General features: G+C 74.8%; 10 protein-coding genes. 5 read left to right on the top strand and 5 right to left on the bottom strand.

Annotated features, from left to right (window positions below):
* Window positions 1-4: 4 nt before the first annotated feature.
* The 3 genes from OG286_RS33900 (at window position 5) to OG286_RS33890 (ending at window position 8253) form a co-directional block, all read left to right on the top strand.
* A complete protein-coding gene (locus OG286_RS33900) occupies window positions 5-2521 on the top strand; it encodes an amidohydrolase family protein (protein ID WP_405358891.1) in 2517 nt (838 codons plus the stop codon).
* A 274-nt stretch (window positions 2522-2795) separates the two neighbouring features.
* On the top strand, window positions 2796-6692 hold the full coding sequence (locus tag OG286_RS33895) for an amino acid adenylation domain-containing protein (protein WP_405365985.1): 3897 nt from the start codon (window positions 2796-2798) through the stop codon (window positions 6690-6692).
* Window positions 6693-6918: 226 nt separating this feature from the next.
* Window positions 6919-8253 carry a serine hydrolase domain-containing protein gene (locus OG286_RS33890; RefSeq protein WP_396321131.1) on the top strand — a complete coding sequence of 445 codons (1335 nt, stop codon included), beginning with the start codon at window positions 6919-6921 and terminating at the stop codon, window positions 8251-8253.
* A gap of 66 nt (window positions 8254-8319) precedes the next feature.
* On the opposite strand, the gene OG286_RS33885 is transcribed toward OG286_RS33890, so the two are convergent.
* Complete coding sequence (locus tag OG286_RS33885; RefSeq protein ID WP_405365984.1) at window positions 8320-9048, bottom strand: macro domain-containing protein; 729 nt, start codon at window positions 9046-9048, stop codon at window positions 8320-8322.
* 286 nt (window positions 9049-9334) lie between these two features.
* Here OG286_RS33885 and OG286_RS33880 point away from each other — a divergent pair, with 286 nt between their 5' ends.
* Window positions 9335-10951, top strand: coding sequence for an ADP-ribosyltransferase domain-containing protein (locus OG286_RS33880; RefSeq protein WP_396321129.1), 1617 nt, complete (start codon window positions 9335-9337; stop codon window positions 10949-10951).
* Here the strand turns inward: OG286_RS33880 and OG286_RS33875 are convergent.
* Both OG286_RS33875 and OG286_RS33870 read right to left on the bottom strand, forming a co-directional pair.
* The gene (locus OG286_RS33875; protein ID WP_396321128.1) at window positions 10933-12177 is read right to left on the bottom strand and encodes an RNA polymerase sigma factor; all 1245 of its coding nucleotides are present in this window, start codon (window positions 12175-12177) and stop codon (window positions 10933-10935) included. The genes OG286_RS33880 and OG286_RS33875 overlap by 19 nt on opposite strands.
* On the bottom strand, window positions 12174-12545 hold the full coding sequence (locus OG286_RS33870; RefSeq protein ID WP_396321127.1) for a YciI family protein: 372 nt from the start codon (window positions 12543-12545) through the stop codon (window positions 12174-12176). Before OG286_RS33870 ends, OG286_RS33875 begins: the two co-directional genes overlap by 4 nt.
* Before the next feature lie 340 nt (window positions 12546-12885).
* On the opposite strand from OG286_RS33870, the gene OG286_RS33865 reads away from it, so the two are divergent.
* Window positions 12886-14379 (top strand): MFS transporter, encoded by a 1494-nt coding sequence (locus OG286_RS33865; RefSeq protein ID WP_396321126.1) that lies wholly within the window; start codon window positions 12886-12888, stop codon window positions 14377-14379.
* A 123-nt stretch (window positions 14380-14502) separates the two neighbouring features.
* On the opposite strand, the gene OG286_RS33860 is transcribed toward OG286_RS33865, so the two are convergent.
* A complete protein-coding gene (locus tag OG286_RS33860; protein ID WP_405365983.1) occupies window positions 14503-16974 on the bottom strand; it encodes a tetratricopeptide repeat protein in 2472 nt (823 codons plus the stop codon).
* A gap of 248 nt (window positions 16975-17222) precedes the next feature.
* Window positions 17223-19982, bottom strand: coding sequence for a BTAD domain-containing putative transcriptional regulator (locus OG286_RS33855; protein WP_396321124.1), 2760 nt, complete (start codon window positions 19980-19982; stop codon window positions 17223-17225).
* Window positions 19983-20114: the final 132 nt, after the last annotated feature.

Here is a 20114-nt window from a genome sequence, read left to right as displayed (position 1 = left end):
CGCCATGCCGGGGAACGCGTCACGCCCCAGCTCCCTGATCCACACGATCTACGGCGAGTTCGTCCGCCGGCTCGGCGGCTGGATCTCGATAGCCGACCTGATCGCCCTGATGGCGGAGCTGGACGTCGACGCTCCGGCCGTCCGGTCGGCGATCTCGCGGCTGAAGAAGGCCGGCACACTGCTGCAGGAGCGGCGCGAGGGCACCGGCTACCGGCTGAGCCCGGAGATGGGCCCGGTCTTCGACGAGGGCGACCGCCGGATCTTCCACAGCCTCGGGCCCGCCGAGCTCGCCGACGGCTGGGTGGTCGCGGTCTTCTCGGTGCCCGAGTCGGAGCGGGCCAGCCGCCACCAGCTGCGGTCCCGGCTGAGCTGGCTCGGCTTCGGCAACGCCGCCCCCGGGGTCTGGCTGGCGCCCGCCCGGGTGCTGCCGGACGCCCGGCTGCTGCTGGAGCGCCTCGGGCTGAGCGCGTACGTCCACCTCTTCCTCTCCGAGTACGCCGGGTTCGCCGAACTGCGCTCGGCGGTCGGCTCCTGGTGGGACTTCCCGGCGATCGAGGAGCAGTACGCCGAGTTCACCGGGGCCTGGGGCCAGGTGGCCGCCGACCTGCGCCCGTCCCCGCGGATCGAGGCGGTCGAGGCGTTCCGCGCGTACGTCCCGATGCTCACCCAGTGGCGCCGTCTGCCCTACCTCGACCCGGGACTGCCGGAGCCGCTGCTGCCGGCGGAGTGGAACGCCGTCGCGGCCCGCGCGGTCTTCACCGAACTGCACGGCCTGCTCGCCGGGCCCAGCCTGCGGCACGTCGAGAAGCTCACCGGGCTCTCCCAGCCCCGACCGGAACCGACCTGGCCCGACCTGACCTGGCCCGACCCGTACCCAGCCGACCGCCGTAACGCCGGAGGATCCGCCGTGACCGACCACGCCCCCGCCGACCTGCTGATCCGCTCCGGCGCCGTGCACACGCTCGTCCCCGGCGAGGCACCGCACCGGGCACTGGCCGTCACCGGCGAACGGATCACCGCGCTGTCCCCCGAGGCCGACGGCCTGGACCACCTGATCGGCCCGGGGACGGACGTGCTGGACCTGCCCGGCACGACCGTGCTGCCCGCCTTCGACGACACCCACACCCATCTGATCCTCGCCGCGCACAGCGTCCACGACGTCCCGGTGCACCGGGCCCGCGACCTCGACGGGCTCCTCGGCCTGATCCGTGAGCGGGCGGCGAACACGCCCCCCGGGCAGTGGATCCGCACCACGATCAACTGGCAGGAGGTCAACCTCGCCGAACAGCGCCTGCCCCGCACCGAGGAGTTGGACGCGGCCACCGACGAGCACCCGGTGCTGGTGCGGCGCGGCGCCTACAACATGGTGCTCAACACCCCGGCACTGCGGCTGGCCGGCATCACCGCCGCCACCGAGGCCCCGCCCGGCGGCGTGATCGAGCGGGACGAGCGGGGCCGGCTGACCGGCCGGCTGGTCGACAAGGCGGTCGCACTGGCCGAACGGGTGCTGCCGCGCCCGGCGCTCGCCGACCGGATCGAGGGCCTGCGGGCCGCGTCCGCCGACTACGCCGCGACCGGGATCGGCACGGTCCGCGACTGCCTCGTGCCGGTGGAGGACCTCGAGGTGCTGCGCGCGGCCCGGGAGGCCGGTGCCCTGAGCGTCCGGGTGCGGGCCCTGGTCTCCGGATTCGGCGCCCGCACGCCCGGGCAGGTGGACGAACTGCTCGACCGGATGGAGCCCTGGCGTGCCGGGGGCGACGCCTGGCTGAGCGTCTGGGGCGTCAAGTTCGGCATCGACGGCGGCATCGAGGCGGGTGCGCTGGACGAGCCGTACGAAGGGCGTCCGTGCTACCACGGCACGCTGCTCTGGGACCGGCAGGAGCTGGTCGCGGCGGTCGGACGGGTGGTCGCGCGCGGCTGGCGGGTCGGCGTCCACGCCTGGGGTGACCGCGGGCTGCGCACACTGCTGGACGTGTTCGAGCAGGTGATCAAGGACCACCCCGGCCTGGCCCCGGGCACACTGGTGGTCGAGCACGGCGGGCTGGCCCGCCCGGACCAGCGCTCGCGCGCGATCGCGCTCGGCGTCCCGGTCACGGTGCAGCACCCGCTGCTGCACGACGCGGCGACCGCCCAGATCCGGGCCTGGGGCGGCGAACGGGTACGTGGCATCTTCCCGCTGCGCGAGTGGCTGGACGAGGGCGCGCTGCTCGCGGCCGGCTCCGACTTCCCGGTCGGGCCGTACGGCGCGATGGTCTCGGTCTGGGGCATGACCACCCGGCAGACCGTGGCCGGCGCGCAGGGCGTCGAGCACGCGATCACCCGGGCCGAGGCGATCGGGCTGCACACGGTCGACGCGGCCCGGCTGCTGGGCGAGAGCGGAGCACGCGGCAGCCTGCGGCCCGGGGCCCTGGCGGACCTGACCCTCTGGCCCGCCGACCCGTTCGACTGCCCGCCGGACGAGCTGGCGGGGCTGCGGCCGGTCCGCACGGTGCTCGGGGGCCGGACGGTGCACCGGATCTGACGGGTGCCCGGCCGACGGGAGCAGCCCCCGGGGGGCCACCCACCCGGCCGGCGCCGGCGTGCCCGTGGAGTGCCCGGGACAGGTGGCCCTGGCCCGCGGCGCGCCGCCCGGGACCTCCGGCCGCCCCGCGGGACCGGGCCCGACTGCGGCCGGGCCACGGCCGGGCGGGAAGGCGGCCCGTGCCCCAGGCGCCCGGGACGACGGGCGGCGCAGCGTGGATGTCACGCCCGCTCCACCGGGCGACGTCACCCGCAGCCACCCTGGGGATTCCACCATGTCCGCACAGCCCGTGCTCTCCACCGTCCACGACACCCGCCGCGCCGTCTGCCTGCCCGACCTGCTCCGGCAGCAGGTGGCCGCCCGGCCGGACGCCCCGGCCGTCACCGGCGGCGGCGAACGCCTCAGCTACCGGCAGCTCGGCGAGGCCGCCGACCGGCTGGGCGCCCACCTGCACCACCTCGGCACAGCGCCCGACGACCGTGTCGGGCTGTTCGTCGAGCCCTCACCGGAGCTCCTGGTCGGAGCCTGGGGGATCCTCTGCGCTGGGGCCGCCTACCTGCCGCTCTCCCCGGAGTACCCCGAGGACCGCCTCCGCTACATGATCGAGGACAGCGGGACCGGGGTGATCGTCACCCAGGAGCACCTCCGGGACCGCCTCACCGAGCTGGCCCCGCGGGGCACGCTCGTCGTCACGCCGGGCGACGCCCGCGAGGACCGCGGCGGCCGGCACGCGCGGGGCACCCGGGACGCGCGCCCGTTCCCGCACCAGAGCCAGGGCCCGGGCGGGCCGCCGCCCGGCCCCCGGCCGGAGTCGCTGGCGTACGTCATCTACACGTCGGGCAGCACCGGCCGGCCCAAGGGCGTGATGATCGAGCACCGGAGCATCGTGTCCCAGCTGCGCTGGCTGATCGCCCGCGGGCACCTGGCCGCCGACGCCACCGTGCTGCAGAAGACGCCGATGAGCTTCGACGCGGCGCAGTGGGAGATCCTGGCGCCGGCGGCCGGCGCGCTGGTCGTCATGGGCGCTCCGGGGGTCTACCGCGACCCGGAGGCCCTGATCGCCACCGTCCGGGAGCACGGCGTGACCACGCTGCAGTGCGTGCCGACCCTGCTCCAGGCGCTGCTGGACACCGAGCGGCTGGGCACCTGCACCACGCTCCGGCAGGTGTACTCCGGTGGCGAGGTGCTGTCGCGCCGGCTCGCCCGGGCCCTCACCGAGGAGCTGCCGTGGGCCTCGCTGGTCAACCTGTACGGGCCGACCGAGTGCACGATCAACGCGACCGCGCACCGGGTCGACGCCGCCACGGTCGGCGAGGACGCCGGCTCGGTGCCGATCGGCGTGCCGGTCGACCGCACCCGGTGCTTCGTCCTCGACGAGGAGCTGGCGCCGGTGGAGCCCGGCGCGACCGGTGAGCTCTACATCGGCGGCATCCAGCTCGCGCGCGGCTACCTGAACCGGCCCGACCTGACGGCGGAGCGCTTCGTCGCCTCCCCGCACCTGCCGGGCGAGCGCCTGTACCGCACCGGGGACCTCGCGCAGTGGAACCCGGACGGCACCCTCCAGTGCTCGGGCCGGGTGGACAACCAGGTCAAGCTGCGCGGCTACCGGGTCGAGCTGGACGAGATCGCGCTCGCCGTCGAGGAGCACACCTGGGTGCGGCGGGCCGCCGCCGTCGTCACCGACGACCCGCGCACGGGCCACCGGAACCTGGTGGCGTGCGTCGAGCTGAACCCCAAGGAGGCGGCCCTGATGGACCAGGGCAACCACGGCAGCCACCACCAGTCCAAGGCGAGCAAGCTCCAGGTGAAGGCACAGCTGTCGAACCCGGGCGTGCGGGACGCCGAGGAGCTGGCGGGCCGGCCGGTGGTCGAGCTGCCCGGCCGGCAGGAGACCGGCCGCCAGCGGCGGGAGACGTTCGCCCGCAAGACCTACCGCTCCTACGAGGGTGGTGCGGTCACCCGCGACGACCTGCTGGAGCTGCTCGCCCCGCGGGCGGCGGGCGGCGCGGCCGCGGCCGGCCGCCCGCCCCGGGAACCGGCGGAGCCGGGCCTGGCCGGGCTCGGCGCGATCCTGCGGTGGTTCGGCCAGTTCCACAGCGAGGAGCGGCTGCTGCCGAAGTACGCGTACGCCTCACCCGGCGCGCTGTACGCCACCCAGCTGTACCTGGAGACCGGCGGCGCCCACGGGCTGGACGCCGGCGTGTACTACTACCACCCCGTCGACCACACCCTGGTGCGGGTCGGCGACGGCACCGGGGGGCCGGGCCTGGTCGTCCACTTCCTCGGCAAGCGGCGCGCGATCGCACCGGTGTACCGCAACAACATCCAGGAGGTGCTGGAGTTCGAGGCCGGCCACATGGTCGGCGTCTTCGAGGAGGTGCTGCCCGCGTACGGGCTGGCCATCCGGCCGGCCGGCCACGACCCGTCCGTCCGGGAGAGGCTGGACGTGGCCGAGGAGGACGGCTACCTGGGCTCGTTCGAGATCCGCCCCGGCGGCGACCTCCTGCGGACCGACCGCACCGAGCTCTACGTGCAGGCCCACGCAGGAGGCGTCGAAGGCCTGGCGGCCGGTCAGTACCGGTACACGAACGGCGAGTTGGTCCGGATCTCGGACGACCTGGTGGAGTCCCGGCACGTGATCGCGATCAACCAGCAGGTGTACGAGCAGGCCGGTTTCGGCATCACCGCGGTCAGCCGGGCCGACGAGCCGTGGCTGGAGTACATCGGCCTCGGTACGACCCTGCACCGCCTGCAGCGCAAGGGCCTCGCCCTCGGCCTCGGGTTCATGTCCTCCGGCTACAGCTCGAAGACCGGGCACCCGCTGCCGGCCGCCCGGCGGATCGACGACATCCTGGCTGCCTGCGGGATCCCGTCCGGCCCCTCGTACTTCTTCCTCGGCGGCAAGGTGAGCGAGGAGCAGATCCGCAGCGAGGGCATGCGCGAGGACGCCGTCCACATGAAGGGTCCGGCCGAGATCATCAGGGACGAGCTGGCCACCTTCCTGCCCGACTACATGCTCCCCAACCGGGTGCTCGTCCTGGACGAGCTGCCGCTGACCGCCAACGGAAAGGTCGATGTGTCGACCCTCACCGCCAGTGAGCAGGTCAGGAACGCGGAGACCGGCGGCCCGTTCGTCCCGCCGTCGACGCCGACCGAGCGCCGGCTCGCCGAGGCCTGGCGGCGGGCGCTGGCGTACGAGAACGTCTCCGCGACGGACGAGTTCTTCGGCGCCGGCGGGAACTCGCTGATCGCCGTGGCGCTGGTCAACCGGCTCAACCGGGAGTTCGGCACCCGCCTGCCGCTGCAGGTGCTCTTCGAGAGCCCGAGGCTGGCGGACCTGGCCGGCCGGATCGACGACGACACCGGCCCCGCCTCCCGGCTGGTGCCGCTGCACCGCGGGGGCTCCGGCGACCCGGTGTTCTGCTGGCCGGGGCTCGGCGGCTACCCGATGAACCTGCGGCTGCTCGCCGGCACCGCGGGCCGGCCGTTCTACGGCATCCAGGCCCACGGCATCAATGCCGGGGAGACGCCGTACCCGACGGTCGGGGAGACGGCCGCCGCCGACGTGGCCGAGATCCGCCGGGTGCAGCCCGAGGGCCCCTACACCCTGTGGGGCTACTCCTTCGGCGCCCGCGTCGCCTTCGAGGCGGCCTGGCAGCTGGAGCAGGCCGGCGAGCGGGTGGCGGACGTCCTGCTGATCTGCCCGGGCAACCCCGAGGTCCGCCGGGCCGACGGCGAGCTGTACGGGCGCGAGGCCTCGTACCGCAACCCCGGCTACGTGACCATCCTGTACTCGGTCTTCGCGGGTTCGATCGGCGGGCCGGGGCTGGCGGCGTGCCTCGCCGAGGCCCGCGACGAGGACGGCTTCACCGCCTTCGTCCACCGCCTGCTGCCGGACCTGGAGGAGGAGTGGATCCGCCGGATCACCCGGATCGTCGGGGAGACCTACGAATTCGAGTACAGCTTCCACGAGCTCGCGGAGCGGCGGCTGGACGCCCCGGTCAGCGTCTTCAAGGCCGCCGGCGACGACTACTCCTTCATCGAGGGGCAGTCCGGCTACTCCGCCGCACCGCCCACCGTCGTCGAACTGGCCGGTGACCACTACGGCGTGCTGAAGGAGCCCGGCATCGCCGAACTGGTCACCGCCATCCGCGCCCGCCGGCTCGGCTGAACGGCGGGACGGGGAGGTATCTACACGCGTCATCCTCCGGCCCGGGCCGCCTCCCCGGGCCGGAGGAGCGCCGTGTCCGGGCGCGCGCGGCCCGGCGGGCCGGTCCGCCGGAATCCGATGTCCTGTCACCCGGACAGCTCGTCAGGCTCGTCGTGGTGGGCGTTTGCCGTCGACGATCTCACCAAGAGCTCGACACCGACGCGACCCTGGAACGAGGACAATCCTGATGACCCGATCGTTTCCCCACCGACGAAAGACGACGGCCTACCGCGGCTTGGCGGTGGCTGCGATAGCCGTCGCCGGGCTCCTCCCGGTGGGGGCGACACCCGCGAACGCGGCTGCGCCCGACAAGGTGACTGCGCACGACCACCGCCACGGCCACGGCCACCGGCACGGGCACGGCCACAGACACGGACACGGGCCCGGCCACGCCCGCGGCGAGAGCCAGCGTGACGACCACCGCCGGTCCGCCGACGTCAGCTCCGACGAGGACTGCGCGCCGGAGGAGCTGAGCCCCGAACTCGCGGCCAAGCTCGACGCGGCCATCCAGCAGACGATGAGCCAGACGGGTGTTCCCGGGGTGACCGTCGGGCTCTGGCTGCCGGGGAAGGGCCAGTACGTCCGCTCGTTCGGCGTCGCCGACAAGAAGACCGGCGCCCCCATGACCGACGACCTCTACATGCGGATCGGCAGCGAGACCAAGACCTTCACCGCCACCGCGGTGCTCGAACTGGTCGACGACGGACTGGTCGGGCTCGATGACCCCATCTCGGCGTACGTGAGCGGCGTCCCGGACGGCGACCGGATCACCATCCGCGACCTTGCCGAGATGCGCAGCGGCCTGTTCCCGTACTCCGCCGACCCGGGCTTCGTCACCACGCTGGAGTCGGACCCCACCAGGCCCTTCACCCCCGAGGAACTGCTCGCGTACGGCTACAAGCACCCCAATGTCGCCGCGCCGGGCACGCAGTTCCTGTACAACAACAGCAACTACATCCTGCTCGGCCTGGTCGTCGAGAAGGTCAGCGGCATCCCGCTGGCCGACTTCATCCACGACCGCGTGACGGAGCCGAGCGGCCTTCGTCACACCGTGTTCCCCGAAGGGGCCGAGTTCCCGTCGCCGCACGCGCACGGCTACACCAACCAGACCCCCAACGGCGCGACGGTGGACGCCACGGACTGGAACCCCAGCTGGGGCTGGGCCGCCGGTGCGATGGTCTCCGACCTGGAGGACCTCAAGCACTGGGCCAAGGACGTCGCGACCGGCACGCTGCTCTCGCCCGGGACACAGGCGCAGCGCACCAAGTACCTGCCCGCCGGTATCCCCGGCGCGGGCTACGGGCTCGGCCTCTTCGACGTCCAGGGGTGGGTGGGCCACAACGGCTCGCTGCCCGGGTACGAGAGCCTCACCCTCTACCTGCCCGAGCTGGACGCGACCCTCGTGGTGGTCCTCAACACCGACATCCTCTACCAGGGCATCGAGCCGAGCACGCTCTTCGGACAGGCCATCACCAAGATCGTGACGCCGGACCACGTCTACTTCATCCCGGCCACGAAGTAAACCTCCGCCGAGGACTGCTCCGCATGGCGGAACCCGTGACCGGACCGCGCCCGATCGGCGGTCCGGTCACCGTGCGTTCGCCGGCGCGGCGGGCACCCCGGGGCGGGTACCCCGAGGCCGGCGGCCCGGCTCAGCGGCGGGAGGCGGGGCGATGCGTATCCGCTGCTCGACGGGGGCGCTGTCGATGCCGTCGAGCTGCGCGGTGATCGTGCTGCGCAGGTCGTCGTCGTCCTCGAAGCTGAAGTCGTTGAAGAGCGTGTAGCCCGTCCACATCAGGTTGGCGCACACCCGTGCCGGGACCCGGCCGGTCCGGGCGCCCATGCCCACCAGGGCCACCGACGTGATGCTGCCCGGGGTCGCCCTGTTCTGCCGGTGGATCGCCTGGAACGCGGCGGCGCACGCCAGGGCCACGTTCAGCGTCTCGCTCACGTTCTGCGAGGAACTCTCCATCGTCGGCGTCGAGATCAGGAACCTCGGGCTGACCGCACCGGACGGGACGCAGACCGCGCTTCCCACCGGGAGGCTCCCGGCGAACCGGCTGCGGATGGCGCGCTGCACGCGCAGCTGGATCCCGGCGCCGAGGTGGCGCTTGATGACCGCGTCGACCCCGCCGTCCATCCGGCCGAGGGAGTTGGTGGGGCTGACCCAGGCGTCGGCGTCCTCGTCGAGGATGGACCCGGTGCGGATCTCGATGCCGGGGGTGTCGGCGAACGCCGCCCGCCACGCCTCCACCACCGCCTTGTTGAGGTCGGTCAGCACCACGCGCAGCGGCGGCTGTACCTGGTCCACGGTCATGGTTCACTCCGTTCGAAGCAACTGCCCTTCACTGGTCACGACGCTATCGGGCCCCACTGACAGTGCGGCCGACGGCGGCGGCTCCGCCGGCCCGCCCGCTCCCCGCGCCGAGGGCGCTGTCAGTGGGCCGACCTATCGTCAGGTCCGTCGAGGTCGGTCGACGGGAGGCCACGGCCACCGGCCACCGCTTCCCCGGTCCCGCGCGCAATTCACGGCTGCCGCACGGACACCGGCCACCTCGTCGACCACCCCGTCAGCACGGTTCGACAGTTCGGAGCCCTCCGCCATGAGCGATGCCACCACCCCCGCCACACCCGACCCGAACGACCCGCTGGCCCTCGCGGAGCTCTTCAAGGGCGGCGGCGAGCCCTGGCTCCCGCTGCTGAAGCCGGTCATCGAGGCGCAGCCGGACGCGGCCTCGTTCATCGGCGCGGGCCGCGGCCCGGAGGTCGTCCCCGTCCGCGAACTGACCTTCCAGGCGCTCAAGCCCAACGCGCCGCACCAGTGGAAGGTCGTGATCTTCGGTCAGAACCCGTACCCGCGGCCGGAGAGCGCCACCGGCATCGCCATGTTCGACAACACCTTCCACGACTGGAAGGACAGTCAGTTCGGCCGGGTCGTCAGCATCCGCTGCATCATCAAGGCGGCGGCGATGTGGAAGTACGGCGTCCCCAAGAAGACCCCGATCGCCGACGTCCGTGCGCTCCTGAAGAAGGAGGACACCGTCCAGCCGCCGGAGTGGTTCCAGGCGATGCTCACGCAGGGTGTGCTGCTGTTGAACGCGGCGCTCACCGCCAGTGCCGACGGGGCGACCGGGACGGACCGGCACACCGCGTTCTGGCGGCCGGTCGCCGAGCGGATCGTCGAGGAGATCCTCAGGGCCAAGCAGAACGCCGCCGAGGAGGACCGCGGCGTCGTCTTCGCGTGGTGGGGGGCTCACGCGCGCAACCTGAAGAAGGTCGTCCTCCGGCTGCAGGAGAAGTACCCCGAGGTCGAGGTCCGGCACATCGACCACCCCAATCCCGCGGCGCAGGGTGACATCTTCTGCGACGGCGACCACTTCGCCATGGTGAACGCGGCCCTCGCCTCGCTGGGCAGCGACGCGATCGACTGGCTTCCGAGCAAGGGGTGGAACAAGGCCGGGGCGGAGGCCGGCGGGACGGGCGGTGACGTCGCCGACCGCATGGGCGCGTTCATCGCGTCCACCATGGAGCTCCACCAGCTCTATCTCGACCGGCTCGCGAGCGTCAAGGACGAGGGGCTCGTCCTCCCCGCCATCACGGGCGTGTTCGACACGCCGCTCATGGACTTCCGCGAGGCCGTGGGCCCGGTCGCCGAGCTGCTGTCCGGGCTGGACCGCCACGTCGTGCGGTCGGACGAGTTCGGCAGGCGGCGGGCGGACGAAGCGGCCGGCGGCCTGTCCGCCGACGCGATCGCCGCCCTCTACCTCTACACCTGCGAGTCCGCGTTCTACCGGGAGATCAACGCCATCCTGCGCTCTCCGGACCGCACCAGGATCGTCCCCTACCTCCCGTATCTGCGGCTGCTGTTCTCGGCGGTGTCCCAACTGCCCGCGCGAACGGAGCCGTTGTGGCGCGGGGTGTCGCTGGACCTCCGGGCGCAGTACCCGCTCGGGCGGACCGTGACGTGGTGGGGCGTCTCCTCGTGCACGTCCGAGCTCGGCGTGGCCCGGGGGTTCCTCGGCAGCCGCGGCAAGCGGACGCTCTTCGAGGTGCAGCCCGCCCGGGCGGTGGGCATCCGCAGCTTCTCCGCGTTCACCGGCGAGGAGGAGTTCATCCTCCTGCCCGGCACCCAGCTCAAGGTGACGGACGTCAGGACGGAGCGCGGCGGCCTGTGCACCGTGAAGCTGACGGAGCTGGCGGATCAGTCCCTGGTGTCCTGACCACGCTCCGGAGGGCCCCCGCCGGCCCTGGCCGCCCGGGACTCGAGGTGGCGTTGCTCGGCGATGCTGGCGGTGGCCCTGGCGGCACGCCGGTAGTGCTCGTACGCCCCGGCCGTGTCGCCGGTCCGCTCCAGCAGATGGGCCCGGACGGACAGCAGCCGGTGGTGCCCGGCCATCCGTTCGTCGCCGTCCAAGGTGGACAGCAGGGCCAGCCCCGCCTGCGGGCCCTCGGTCTCGGCGAGCGCGATGGCCCGGTTGAGGGTGACCATCGGGTTGGGCGCGATCCGTTCCAGGATCAGGTAGAGGGCGTGCACCTGCGGCCAGTTGGTCTCCTCGGCGGTGGCCGCGGCGGCGTGCGTGGCGGCGATGGCGGCCTGCAGCTGGTAGGGCCCCAGCGCCGGGCCGGCCAGCGCCGCCTTGACCAGCCCGATGCCCTCGTCGACCAGTGCGCGGTCCCACCGCCCGCGGTCCTGCTCGTCCAGCGGCACGAGGTCACCGGCCGCCGTGGTCCGCGTCTCCCGGCGGGCGTGGGTCAGCAGCATCAGTGCGAGCAGTCCGGTCACCTCGCCGTCCTCCGGCAGCTGCGCGTGCACCGTCCGGGCCAGCCGGATCGCCTCGCGCGCGAGGTCGGCGCGGTGCAGCTCGCTGCCCGAGGAGGCGGTGTAGCCCTCGTTGAAGATCAGGTAGAGCACGTGCAGGACGACCCGCAGCCGCTCCTCCCGCTCCGCGCCGGCCGACAGGCCGAACGAGCTGCCGGCGGCCTTGATGCGCTGCTTGGCCCGGCTGATCCTGGCCGCCATCGTGCCCTCCGGCACCAGGAACGCGCGGGCGATCTCGGCCGTGGTCAGGCCGCCGACCGCCCGCAGCGTCAGGGCCGTCTGGGAGGCCGCGGTCAGCGTCGGATGGCAGCACAGGAACAGCAGGACGAGCGTGTCGTCGGTGTCCGGCACGCCGTCGGGCACCACCTCGGCGGCCGTCGCCGACTCCCGCTCGCGGCGCGCGTGGTCGCTGCGCATCTGGTCGATGAGCCGCCGGGACGCGACGGTCACCAGCCAGCCGCGCGGGTTGTCCGGCACTCCCTCGGCCGGCCACTGCACGGTGGCGGCGAGGACGGCCTCCTGCACGGCGTCCTCGCAGCCTTCGAACCGGCCGTACCGGCGTACCAAGGTGCCGAGGACCTGCGGCGTGAGCTCACGCAGCAGGTCCTCGAAGTCCGGTGCTGTCATGCCTCCAATTGTCCGTCGGCGAACATGACCTGCCGCACCTCGACACCCAGACCCTCGATCGCGGCGTCCGGGATCTGCGCCGCCAGCTCGACCGCCCGCTCCCTGTCCTCGCAGTCGACCAGGTAGAAGCCGCCCAGGTACTCCTTGGACTCCAGGAACGGACCGTCGGTCACCACCGGCTGGCCGTTGCGCACGGACACCACGACGGCCTGGGACGGGTGGACCAGCGCCTGCGTGGTGATCAGCTCGCCGGACGCCTTCAGCGCCTCGATGAACCTGCCGTGCCCGGCGCCGATCGCCGCCTTCTCCTGGTCGGTCAGCGCGTCCAGCACGGCCGGGTTGATGTGCATGCTGATCAGGAACTGCATCTCGTACCCCTCATGGTTCGCGGGCCCCGGGCGGGCCCTCCTACCGGTTGGTCGGAGCCGGCGCCGCCGTCTTGACACCCCCGCCGGAACTTTCGCACGAGTTCTTTCCCGCGGCACCGCCCGACCCGCTGGGGCGCCACCTCCAGCGACGCTCGACCCCGCGTGACGGCCAGCCGGGGGTGACGGCCGGCCGGGGGTGACGGCCGGCCGGGGGTGACGGCCGGCCGGGGGTGACGGCCGGCCGTGGCAGGCGCGGGAGATTCCGTCCGTACCGATGTCAAGAAGCTCCCGGCCGCTCCGACCAACCGGCGAATCGTCGGGAGAACAGGGAGTTTCGGATATGCGGGTCAACCGGGCGTGGCTGGGACTGGTCGTCCTCATGCTGCCCACACTGCTGGTCGCGATGGACACGACGGCGTTGCTGCTCGCGCTCCCCCAGCTGAGCGCCGACCTGGGTGCCACCAACGTCCAGCAGCTGTGGATCAGTGACGGCTACGGGCTCATGGTGGCCGGCCTGGTCATCACCATGGGCACGCTCGGCGACCGGATCGGCCGCCGCCGGCTGCTGATGACCGGCGGCGCGGCGTTCGCGGTGCTGTCGGTCGTGGCGGCCTTCGCGACCGGCCCGCTGATGCTGATCGTCGCGCGTGCGCTGCTGGGCGTCGCCGGCGCGACCCTGGCGCCGTCCACCCTGGCCCTGATCATCACCATGTTCCGCGACGAACGGCAGCGCGGGCGGGCCATCGCGATCTGGGCGACCTGCCAGTTCACCGGCGGCGCGCTCGGGCCCGTCCTCGCCGGAGTCCTGCTCCAGCGCTTCTGGTGGGGGTCGGTGTTCCTGGCCGCCGTGCCGGCGATGGCGTTGCTGCTGCTCGCCGGGCCGGTCCTGCTGCCCGAGTTCCGCGGCGACCGGGCGGGGCGGCTGGACCCGGTCAGCGTCGGGCTGTCGCTCGTGGCGGTGCTCCTGATGGTCTACGGGATCAAACAGCTGACCGTCGGGAGCGCGCCGGTCGTGCCGGCGGCGGCCCTCGTCGTCGGCGCGGCGGCCGGATTCCTGTTCGTCCGCCGGCAACTGCGGATGGAGACGCCCCTGCTGGACCTGCGGCTGTTCCGCAACCGCCCGTTCACCGCCGTGATCGTCGCCCTGGTCTTCGCCGGCGTGGCCATGGCCGGTACCGGCCTGCTGGTGACCCAGTACCTGCAGGGCGTGCTGGGCTTCTCGCCGGTGGCGTCGGCGCTGCTGTTCGCACCGATGGGCCTGGGCGTGGCGGCCGGCACGACGGCCGCGCCGGCGCTGGCCCGGCGGATGCGGCAGACGACCGCCATCGCCGGCGGGCTGGCGGGATCGGCGCTGGGCAGCCTGTTGCTCGTCCGCGTCGACGGTGCGGGCGCACTGCCGCTGGTGATGACCGGTATCACCGTCCTGGCGCTGGGAACCGGCCCGCTGTTCGCGCTGGGCACCGGGCTGGTCGTCGGGTCCGTGCCGCCGGAGCGCGCCGGCTCGGCGGCGTCGATGTCGGAGACCGGCAACTACTTCGGCGGTTCGCTGGGCTTCGCGCTGCTCGGCGCGACGGCCGCGGCGGTCTACCGCAGCCGGACGGACGGCGCGTCCGACTCGCTGGCCGGCGCGGTCGCCGCCGGCCGGAGCCTCCCCGCCGGCCAGGGCGCGGAACTGCTCCACACCGCGCGGGAGGCGTTCACCGCCGGCCTGCACGTCACCGGCGTCGTCGCCGCGGTCATCTTCGCCGGGCTGGCCGCCCTGACCCTGGCCATGCGCCCGGCCGCCCGCTCCACCCCGGCCGCGCTCCCCGACTACGAGGCGACTCGCTCCTAGGAATTGTCAGACAAGCCCTACGGCTTGTCTCCTGCCGGGCCGGTGTCGTGGCTGGGGTACCGCCGCCGGGAACCCTCTCCGCGAGCGCGTCCGGCGTGGCGGCACCGGCAGCTCCGGCCCGGGCTACGAGGCCGTCGTGGCGCCCGGGCGGGTGCTGTGGCGGCCGTGGGGCCGGCTGCTTTCGGAGCTGAGGTCGGTCAGCGCCTCGGTGAGGATCTCGCGGGCCTCGTCCGCGCGGCCCTGCTCGATCAGCGCGGTGCCCAGCTCGGTGAGGGTCTTGGTCATCGAGTCGGGGCGCCCGACCGCCTCGAAGTGCACCAGGGCCTGGCGGTACGCCTTCTCGGCGGCGGGCCAGCGCTTCAACGCCGCGCGGTCCAGGCCGAGTTCGTGGGCCGCAAAGGCGGCCATCAGGTGCGGCAGCGGGGACGACCAGAGCTCCACCAGCTCCAGGGCCCCGGCCAGGGCGAGCCGGCGGGACTCCACCGCCTCCTCGACCCGGCCGGACTCGCGCAGGCAGTTGGCCGCGCCGCGCAGGGTGACCAGCCCGCCCAGCCGGGCGGACCGGCCGGGTACGGCGGCGAAGACCTCGGCGGCCTGGCGGTACGTGTCGAGTGCCTCCTGGTGCCGGACGAGGAACCGCAGCGATCCGCCGAGGTAGATCAGCGCCCAGCCCTCCTGCTCGCGGTCGCCGATCATGCGGGCCGACTCCAGTGCCTCGCCGGCGAGTTCGGCCCCCCGCCGGTACTGGTGGAGGCAGGTGGAGTAGGTCCAGGCCAGGTAGTTCAGGTGGACGGTCTCGGCGAGCCGGTCACCGCACGCGCGGGCGGCGTCGACGGAGAGCTGGAAGACCTCGGCCCAGATGTCCCAGCTGATGAGGCGGTCCGAGAACCAGTGCATCGCCTCGGCGGTGTCGATGACCTCGCGGTGGCGGCCGGCGGCGAAGGCCTGACGCAGGGCGGCCAGCCACTCCGGGCTCTCCTCCTCCAGCCAGCGGGCGGCCTCGGCGAGCGCCCCCGTGGCGGCCGGGTCCGGGTCGCCGCCGCCGGAGTCGTCGTCGGCGCCGTTCTCGGCGGCCTCCGGGTCGAACAGCAGGCCGGCCTCGGCGGCGCGGCGCAACAGCCAGGCGCCCGCCCGGCCGCGGACGGCTTCGAGGCCCTCCGGGGTCTCCTCGGCGGCGAGCAGCTCGCCCGCGTAGAGGCGCACGAGGTCGTGCAGGCGGTAACGCTCCGGGGTGGAGAGCTGGATCAGCCCGGCATCGGTGAGCTGCTCCAGGTGGCGCTCGGTACGCGGGACGGACAGCTCCGCGTAGGCGGCGACCACGGCGGCGGTGACGTCGTACCCGGCGGTCAGCGCGCAGCGGCGCAGGACCAGCCGGGTCTCGGCCGGCAGCCTGCGGTAGGAGAGGGCGAAGGCCGGGCGGACTGCGAGGTCCCCGGTCTCCAGCACGTCCAACCGGTACTCCTCGGCGGCGAGTTGGCGCACGAGGTGGCTGACGGTCTGCTGCGGGCGGGCGACCAGGCGCTGGCCGGCGATCCGCAGGGCGAGCGGCAGGTACCCGCAGAGGCGGGCGAGTTCGGCGGTGGCCTCGGGCTCGGCGGCGATCCGGTCGGGGCCGGCGATGCGGCCCAGCAGGACCGCGGCCTCGGCCGCGGTGAGGGCGTCGAGCCTCAGGCGGTGGACGGACTCGAGCCCGGGCAGGGTGTGGCGGCTGGTGACGACGGTCAGGGCCGGCCCGGAGCCGGGCAGCAGCGGCCGCACCTGACTCTCGTCGGCGGCGTTGTCCAGCAGCAGGACGAGCCGGCGCTCGCGGACCAGCGCGCGGTAGAGGCCGGCCCGCTCCTCCGTGCCGGCGGGCACCGCGCCGTCGGCGACGCCGAGGGCGCGCAGGATCTGGCCGAGGGCGTCGCGGGCGGCGAGGGGCTCGGCGGCCATGCCGCGCAGATCGAGGGAGAGCTGGCCGTCGGGGAAGAGGTGGGACAGGGTGTGGGCGGTGTGCAGGGCGAAGGCGGTCTTGCCGAGGCCGGGCTGACCGCTGATCAGGACGACCCGGGGGTGGGCGGGCCGGTCCTCCGGGGCTGGTTCGCCGGTGCCGGCCAGTGCCGTGATCAGCGCGAGGGCGTCCTCGCGGGCGGTGAAGTCGGCGATGTCGCGGGGCAGGGCCAGGGCGTACGTCCCGGCGGCCTGGGCGGCGGCGCTCTCCTCGGGGGCGGGCGCAGCGGCGGCAGGCGCAGCGGCGGCGGGTGTGCCGGCGGCGGGTGTGCCGGCGGGCGCAGCGGCCGGAGCGGGAACGGCCGGAGCGGGAGCGGCCGCGCCGGTGGCGCGGGTGCCGCGGGGGCGGCCGGCCCGGGCGGCCTGTTCGAGCGCGGCGGCCCGGCGCCGGTCGAGTCGCAGTGCCTCGGCCAGGGCCCGCACGGTACGCCGCTGCGGCCCCCGGGTGCGGCCGCGTTCCATGTCCCCCACGGCGCGCAGGCTGATCCCGCTCACCGCGGCGAGCTCCTCCTGCGTCAGCCCCGCCCGCACCCGGTACCGGGCCAGCAGCAGGCAGAACTGGTCGGCCTCGCCGGTGTCCGTCACCGTGCTGCCCGGATCAGCCATGTTCCGCCCCCGCTACTGCCACTACTTCTGCCCCCACTCGTACCGCGTCGGCCGTGTGAGGCAGAAGTATGCCCGGTCCACCCCGGTCCTCCGCCATCGGCCCAGCTCAGCGCGGTTTTCCCGCACCCCGGTGAGGCGGCGGGCCGGGGCTCGGGGCCGCATTTTCGCCCGCTGGATCTGCCGGTAGTTCTGCCCATGGCGGCAGTTCGGGGAGCATCCTGCGGACCGCGGCGGACCAAGCCGGGCGGTCAGCGGTCTCCGGTCAGGAGGAGCTCGGCCTGCCGCCGTTCCACCGTGGCCTCGGTGGTGCGGCCGACCGCCTGGAGGAGGTCGGCGAGCAGGGCGTGGGAGCGGTGCTGGAGAGCCGCGTCGCCGACCGTGCGCCCGAGCGCGACGGCCAGTTGGGCGGCGACCAGGGCGAGGCCCGGGCGGCCGAGCGCGTCCAGGGCCCGGGCCCGGCTCTGCGTGGCCAGCACGACGTCCACGCCGCCGGGGCGGGCGGTGGCGGCCTGCAGCGCCTCGTCGGCGTGGGCGAGGGCCGGGCCGGGCGCGCCCGCCAGCACCAGGGCGTCGGCGAGGTCGCTGAGGGACCGGGCCAGCAGGTGGCCGGCGCCCGGCATCCGGGCACCGGCCACCAGCGCGGTCAGCAGCGGCAGCGCCTGGTCGTACCGGCCCGCCCGGACCAGGGCGTCGGCGACCCGGGCCCGGCAGCGGTGGCGCAGCAGCGGGTCGTCGGCCCGGTCGGCCGTGGTGACCGCCCGGTCCAGGTGTTCGGCGGCGCCGCGGAACACCCGCCGGTCGACCAGCAGGACGGCGAGGTCGGTGCAGAGCCGGGCCTCGGCGGCCGGGTCGGCGCAGGCACGGGCGGCCCGCAGGCCGGCCTCGACGGTGGTCCGCCAGTGGGTGCGGTCGAAGTCGGTGCGCTCGTAGAGGCGCCCGGCCCGGTGGGCGAGCTGCCAGGCCTCGACGGTGCGGCCGTGCTCCTCGGCGCAGAGCACCACCGCGCGCACGGCGCCCTCCTCCCGCCGGAACCAGGCCTCGGCCCGCCCCGCACCGGCCGGGCCGGGTGCGTCGGCCGCGGTCTCCGCCAGGTAGTGGCCGATCAGCCGGTCCAGGGCGGCGAGCCGCTCGTCGCAGGTGAGGTCGGCGGCCAGCCGGGCGCCGTAGCGGCGGACCAGCTCGCGCCGGGTGTAGCGGCCGGGTGTCGTCTCCTCCAGGAGGTGGGTCGCGTCGAGCCGGGCCAGCAGCGTCCGGGCGGCGGCGGGTGGCAGGTCGGCGAGCGCGGCTGCGGTGCCGGTCCCGATCACCCGGCCGGGGTGCAGGCCGAGCAGGGTGAACAGCCGGGCCGCGGCGGGCGTCAGCGTGCGGTACGTCAGGTCGAGGGCCGCGGTGATGCCGAGCGGGCCGCCCGTCCCGGCGAGCGCGGCGTGCCCGGCCTCGTCGTCGGAGAGTTCCGCGGCGAGGTCGCCCAGGGTCCAGCCGGGCCGGGCGGACAGCCGGGCGGCCGCCAGGCGCAGGGCCAGCGGCAGGCGGTCGCACCGTTCGGCGAGTTCGACGGCGGCCTGCGGCTCGGCGGCCACCCGGGCCGCGCCCAGGCTCCGGGCGAGCAGGTCGCCGGCCTCGGCGGGGGTCAGCACGTCCAGCGGCACCGGGATGCCGCCCTCCCGGAGCAGGACGTGGCGCAGCCGGCTGCGGCTGGTGACGACCGTGACGGGCCCGGCGGGTGCGGCTCCCGCGGCGAGCGGCAGGCCGGGGTCGGGCGGCGGGTCCGGCAGCAGCGGGGCGAGCTGCTCGTACGAGCGCGCGTCGTCCAGGACGAGCAGCATCCGGCGGCCCGTCAGCAGGTCGCGGTAGCGGCGGGCGCGGTCGTCGGGCGAGTCGGGCAGCTCGCCCTCCGGGACTCCGAGCGCGGCCAGCAGGACGCCCAGTACCTCGGCGGGGTCGCGTGGTCCGTCCTTGGCGAAGCCGCGGAGGTCGACGTGGAGCCGGCCGTCGGGGAAGCGGTCGGCGGAGCGGTGTGCCCAGTAGTGGACCAGGCCGGTCTTGCCGACCCCGGCGGGCCCGGTGACCAGGATCGGGCGGCCGGCGGGACCGGTGGCGACCGCCTCGTCCAGCCGGTCGAGTTCGGCCGTCCGGCCGACGAAGCGCCGGTCGGCGGGCGGCGGCGCGGCCGGTGCCGGCCCCGCGGGCGCCGCGGGGCCGGGCCGGGGCGCGGGGGCCGCGGACGGCGGGCCGGCGTCCGCCCGCCGGCCGAGCCGCTCGCCGGCCAGGCGCAGCTCGGGGCCCGGTGCGCCGGGCAGTGCGGCCACCGTCCGGTCGTACCGGGCGATGGCCTCGTCGTGGCGGCCGGCCTGGCCGAGGCAGGTGATCAGCCGGGCGGCCAGCCCCTGCCGGGAGGGGTGGGCCGCCGCGGCTTCGGTGAGTTCTGCGACGAGTTCGCCGCCCCGGCCCGCCCGGCAGAGGCCGTCGGCGAGCCGGTCGAGGGCGCGCAGCCGCAGGTCGTCCAGGTGCGGGGCGGTCCGTTCCCGGAGCAGGGTGGAGCCGCAGTCGGTGAGCGCGGCGCCGTGCCAGAGGTCGACGGCGGCGCGCAGGAGCGGGAGTGCCGGGTCCTCGTCCGGGCGCGTGCCGGGGCCGGCGGGGCCCGGTCCGGCGGGGTCGGGGCGGCCGGGCAGGTGCAGGCCGGCCCGGTCGCAGAGCCGCTGGAAGCGCAGCGCGTCGACGCGGTCGGGGTCGCCGGTGAGGACGTAGCCGGTGCCGCGGGTGCCGAGGGCGAGTGAGTCGTCGTCAAGTACGCGGCGCAGGGCGGCGATGTGCCCCTGGAGGGCGGCGCGGGCGGTGGGCGGCGCGGTGGCGTCCCAGACCAGTTCGATCAGTTCGTCGGTGGCGACGAGCTGGTCGAAGCGGATGGCGAGCGCGCTGAGCAGGGCGCGGCGCTTGGGGGCCGAGGGTGTGACCGGCGCCCCGTCGTCACGCCGGACGGCGACCGGTCCGAGCAGGTCGATCCGCATGCGGCCGCTCCCCCTCCCGCGCCGGGCGGGTATTCCGCCCGGCGGCGCTTCTCCGAGCCGTCCGAAGCCGCTCGATTCACTGATGATCCGGTCGGTCGGGTCGGTCCGACCGGCGGCGGCCGGACGGGCCCG

Source organism: Kitasatospora sp. NBC_00039 (assembly GCF_045160625.1).
Classification (GTDB): domain Bacteria; phylum Actinomycetota; class Actinomycetes; order Streptomycetales; family Streptomycetaceae; genus Kitasatospora.
The sequence above is the reverse complement of the archived record's forward strand: the minus strand, read 5'-3'. Positions and strand labels throughout refer to the sequence as shown.

Excerpts from the sequence above, each read along its gene's own strand:
- OG286_RS33900 (WP_405358891.1), top strand. The coding sequence starts at position 5 with ATGCCGGGGAACGCGTCACGCCCCAGCTCCCTGATCCACACGATCTAC.
- OG286_RS33895 (WP_405365985.1), top strand. The coding sequence starts at position 2,796 with ATGTCCGCACAGCCCGTGCTCTCCACCGTCCACGACACCCGCCGCGCC.
- OG286_RS33890 (WP_396321131.1), top strand. The coding sequence starts at position 6,919 with ATGACCCGATCGTTTCCCCACCGACGAAAGACGACGGCCTACCGCGGC.
- OG286_RS33885 (WP_405365984.1), bottom strand. The coding sequence starts at position 9,048 with ATGACCGTGGACCAGGTACAGCCGCCGCTGCGCGTGGTGCTGACCGAC.
- OG286_RS33880 (WP_396321129.1), top strand. The coding sequence starts at position 9,335 with ATGAGCGATGCCACCACCCCCGCCACACCCGACCCGAACGACCCGCTG.
- OG286_RS33875 (WP_396321128.1), bottom strand. The coding sequence starts at position 12,177 with ATGACAGCACCGGACTTCGAGGACCTGCTGCGTGAGCTCACGCCGCAG.
- OG286_RS33870 (WP_396321127.1), bottom strand. The coding sequence starts at position 12,545 with ATGCAGTTCCTGATCAGCATGCACATCAACCCGGCCGTGCTGGACGCG.
- OG286_RS33865 (WP_396321126.1), top strand. The coding sequence starts at position 12,886 with ATGCGGGTCAACCGGGCGTGGCTGGGACTGGTCGTCCTCATGCTGCCC.
- OG286_RS33860 (WP_405365983.1), bottom strand. The coding sequence starts at position 16,974 with ATGGCTGATCCGGGCAGCACGGTGACGGACACCGGCGAGGCCGACCAG.
- OG286_RS33855 (WP_396321124.1), bottom strand. The coding sequence starts at position 19,982 with ATGCGGATCGACCTGCTCGGACCGGTCGCCGTCCGGCGTGACGACGGG.